Genomic DNA, 3,369 nt, shown 5'->3' with positions numbered 1-3,369 from the left:
GGCTTTCTTTCGCGCGACGCCATCGGTCTCTCGTCATGGGCTTCAAATGCGGCATCGTGGGCCTGCCCAACGTCGGCAAGTCCACCCTCTTCAACGCGCTGACCCGCTCGGGGATTGCCGCGGAGAACTACCCCTTCTGCACCATCGACCCCAACGTCGGCGTCGTGCCGCTGCCCGATGCGCGGCTCGATGCCATCGCCGCCATCGTCAAGCCGGCCCAGGTGATTCCCACCACCATGCAGTTCGTCGATATCGCCGGGCTGGTGGCGGGCGCCTCCCGCGGTGAGGGGCTCGGCAACAAGTTCCTCGCCAACATTCGCGAGACCGACGCCGTGGCACATGTGGTGCGCTGCTTCGAGGACGACGACGTGGCCCACGTCTCGGGCACCGTCGACCCGGTGCGCGACATCGAGGTCATCGACACCGAGCTGGCGCTGGCGGATCTGGAGACCGTCGGCAAGGCCCTGGACCGCGTCACCAAGGCGTCCAAGACCGGCGACAAGACCCAGCTCGCCCGCAAGGCCCTGCTGGAGCGCGTCGCCGCGCATCTGGACGAGGGCCGCCCGGTGCGCGCCATGGACCTCAGCGACGACGAGCGCGCGGACCTGCGCGAGCTCTTCCTGCTCACCGCCAAGCCGACCATGTACGTTGCCAACGTCGCCGACGACGGCTTCGAGGACAACCCGCTGCTGGACCAGGTCCGCGAGCACGCGGCCAAAGAGGCCGCCGAGGTCGTCCCCGTCTGCGCCGCCATCGAGGCCGAGATCGTCGAGCTCGACGAGGACGAGCGGGCGGAGTTCCTGGCGGACCTCGGCCTCGAGGAGCCTGGCCTGAACCGGGTTGTGCGCGCGGGCTACCGGCTGCTGGGGCTCGAGACCTACTTCACCGCCGGCCCCAAGGAATGCCGCGCCTGGACCATCCCGGCGGGCGCGACCGCGCCGCAGGCCGCCGGCGTGATCCACACCGACTTCGAGCGCGGCTTCATCCGCGCCGAGGTGATCGCCTTTGAGGACTTCATTGCCTGCAATGGCGAGCAGGGCGCCAAGGAGGCCGGCAAGCTCAGGAGCGAAGGCAAGGACTACATCGTCCGCGACGGCGACGTGATCCACTTCCGGTTCAATGTATAAAGGGGTGCGTGCCGAATTACGGTGGAAGGGTCCGGACCCGATACGCGCGCCGTCGCAACTGGCCTCTCATCACTCAAAACGCCGATGTCTCTGATCGTCCAAAAATACGGCGGCACCTCGGTGGGCAGCACCGAGCGCATCCAAGCCGTCGCCGCCAAAGTCAAGCAGAGCCGCGATGCCGGCCACAAGGTCGTCGTGGTGGTCTCCGCCATGTCCGGCGAGACCGACCGCCTGCTCGGGCTTGCCCATGCCCTCCAGGCCCAGCCGTCCCCGCGCGAGCTGGACGTCCTCCTTTCCACCGGCGAGCAGGTCACCATCGCGTTGCTGGCCATGGCGCTCGAGGCGCTCGGCTGCCCGGCGCGCTCCTACACCGGCGCCCAGGTGCAGGTCCGCACCGACAGCGCGCACAACAAGGCGCGCATCACCAACATCGACGGCGCCCGCGTGCAGTCGGATCTCGACGCCGGCCGTGTCGTCATCGTCGCCGGCTTCCAGGGCATCGACGAGCACGGCAACATCACCACCCTGGGGCGCGGCGGCTCCGACACCTCCGCCGTCGCCATGGCCGCCGCGCTCAAGGCCGACGAGTGCCAGATCTACACCGACGTGGACGGCGTCTACACCACAGACCCGCGCATCGAGCCCAAGGCACGCCGGCTGCCGCGCATCACCTTCGAGGAGATGCTGGAAATGGCCAGCCTCGGCTCCAAGGTGCTGCAGATTCGCGCTGTGGAATTCGCCGGCAAATACCGAGTGCCACTGCGGGTGCTCTCCAGCTTTCAGGCAGGCGAGGGCACGCTCATCACCTTCGAGGAGGACCACGTGGAAGAGGCCAAGATCGCCGGTATCGCCTTCGCCAAGGACGAGGCCAAGCTCACCATCCTCGGCGTGCCGGACCAGCCGGGCGTCGCGCACAAGATCCTAGGGCCCATCTCCGATGCCAACATCGAGGTGGACATGATCATCCAGAACATCGCTGCCGACGCCCAAACCACCGATTTCACCTTCACGGTGCACCGCAACGACTACGCCAAGGCGCTCGGCATTCTGCAGGACACCGCCCGCGCGCTGTCGGCGCGCGAGGTCCACGGCGATGAGCGCATCGTTAAGGTGAGCCTGGTGGGCGTCGGCATGCGCTCCCATGCCGGCATCGCGAGCCGCATGTTCGAGGCCCTGGCGCGTGAGGGCATCAACATCCGCATGATCAGCACCTCAGAGATCAAAATCAGCGTCGTCATCGACGAGAAATACCTCGAGCTCGGCGTGCGGGCGCTGCACGACGCCTTCGACCTCGCGAAGGAGGCTTGAGCCAGCCGCTGCGTCCACGGAAATACCTTTCGTCGGCTCGTGTGCTCATGCCTCCGGCGATAGTCCCAAGAAAAGCCGCAAATGTACGCAAAACACGACTTGTCTTGGCGAAGAGGCTGATGCAAAGGAAAATTCTCAACTGTTACAATTCAGCGTCGGGTCGGCATTCCGCCACCCGTACATTGGTTGAGTGCGGTCCCTCGATGGCGGCTGGCCGGTGCGGGAACCACGGCGGCGGGTCGGACGTCGAAGGACTGAAACGCAAGGAATGAAAGGGAGACAACTATGCTGATTCTGACCCGTCGTGTCGGGGAAACCCTGATGATCGGCGACGACGTCACCGTCACCGTCCTGGGTGTCAAGGGTAACCAGGTTCGCATTGGCGTCAATGCGCCCCGCGACGTCGCCGTTCATCGGGAAGAGATCTACGAGCGCATCAAGCGCGAGCAAGAACAGGCCGCAGCCCAGGGGGACGGCGGAGGCGCGCCCACCAGCGTTCCCCCGGGCCATAGCAGCTGACCAACAGCGGCGGCTACCTCCAACCCGGCCGGAGCACACCGGCCGGCCGGGCCTGAGGCAAAGAAGAGACGCGCCGGCAGTCCGGCTCACCCTCATGCATGGCACTTGGCCGCCCGTCCCACCGAAAGGCTGACTGATTCACCCGCAGACCGGTCTCGCACATCGCAGCGGCCTCCAAACATCGCGCGAAACCCTGAGGGGACGGTCTCGACTGCTCACCACCCGCCCCCGCAACATCAGCCCAAGTCGCAGACGGCTGCCGCAGCCGCCGAAACGGGGCTGGACCGGGTCCCTACTCATGCTGCTACAATGCTGGGCCGAAAAGGAGAGATGGCCGAGTGGCTGAAGGCGCTCCCCTGCTAAGGGAGTATGGGTTAATAGCCCATCGAGGGTTCGAATCCCTCTCTCTCCGCCA

General features: G+C 66.2%; 3 protein-coding genes and 1 tRNA gene. All 4 read left to right on the top strand.

The features are described 5' to 3' along the window. Positions 1-35 precede the first annotated feature (35 nt). The 4 genes from ychF (at position 36) to I6U14_RS15895 (ending at position 3,369) form a co-directional block, all read left to right on the top strand. The gene (gene ychF / locus I6U14_RS15910; RefSeq protein WP_296900501.1) at positions 36-1,127 is read left to right on the top strand and encodes a redox-regulated ATPase YchF; all 1,092 of its coding nucleotides are present in this window, start codon (positions 36-38) and stop codon (positions 1,125-1,127) included. Between the two features lie 84 nt (positions 1,128-1,211). Beyond that, complete coding sequence (locus tag I6U14_RS15905; protein ID WP_296900500.1) at positions 1,212-2,435, top strand: aspartate kinase; 1,224 nt, start codon at positions 1,212-1,214, stop codon at positions 2,433-2,435. A gap of 285 nt (positions 2,436-2,720) precedes the next feature. Then, on the top strand, positions 2,721-2,954 hold the full coding sequence (gene csrA / locus I6U14_RS15900; protein ID WP_296900499.1) for a carbon storage regulator CsrA: 234 nt from the start codon (positions 2,721-2,723) through the stop codon (positions 2,952-2,954). Between the two features lie 324 nt (positions 2,955-3,278). Continuing rightward, positions 3,279-3,369: transfer RNA gene (locus tag I6U14_RS15895), tRNA-Ser, on the top strand.

It is taken from the genome of Thiohalocapsa sp., from assembly GCF_019695415.1.
Lineage (GTDB): Bacteria > Pseudomonadota > Gammaproteobacteria > Chromatiales > Chromatiaceae > Thiohalocapsa.
Note: the sequence above shows the minus strand (reverse complement) of the source record. Positions and strands in the feature narration are given on the sequence as shown.

What these genes read in the sequence shown, in the direction of transcription:
- ychF (WP_296900501.1), top strand. Translation starts at nt 36, where the DNA reads ATGGGCTTCAAATGCGGCATCGTGGGCCTGCCCAACGTCGGCAAGTCC.
- I6U14_RS15905 (WP_296900500.1), top strand. Translation starts at nt 1,212, where the DNA reads ATGTCTCTGATCGTCCAAAAATACGGCGGCACCTCGGTGGGCAGCACC.
- csrA (WP_296900499.1), top strand. Translation starts at nt 2,721, where the DNA reads ATGCTGATTCTGACCCGTCGTGTCGGGGAAACCCTGATGATCGGCGAC.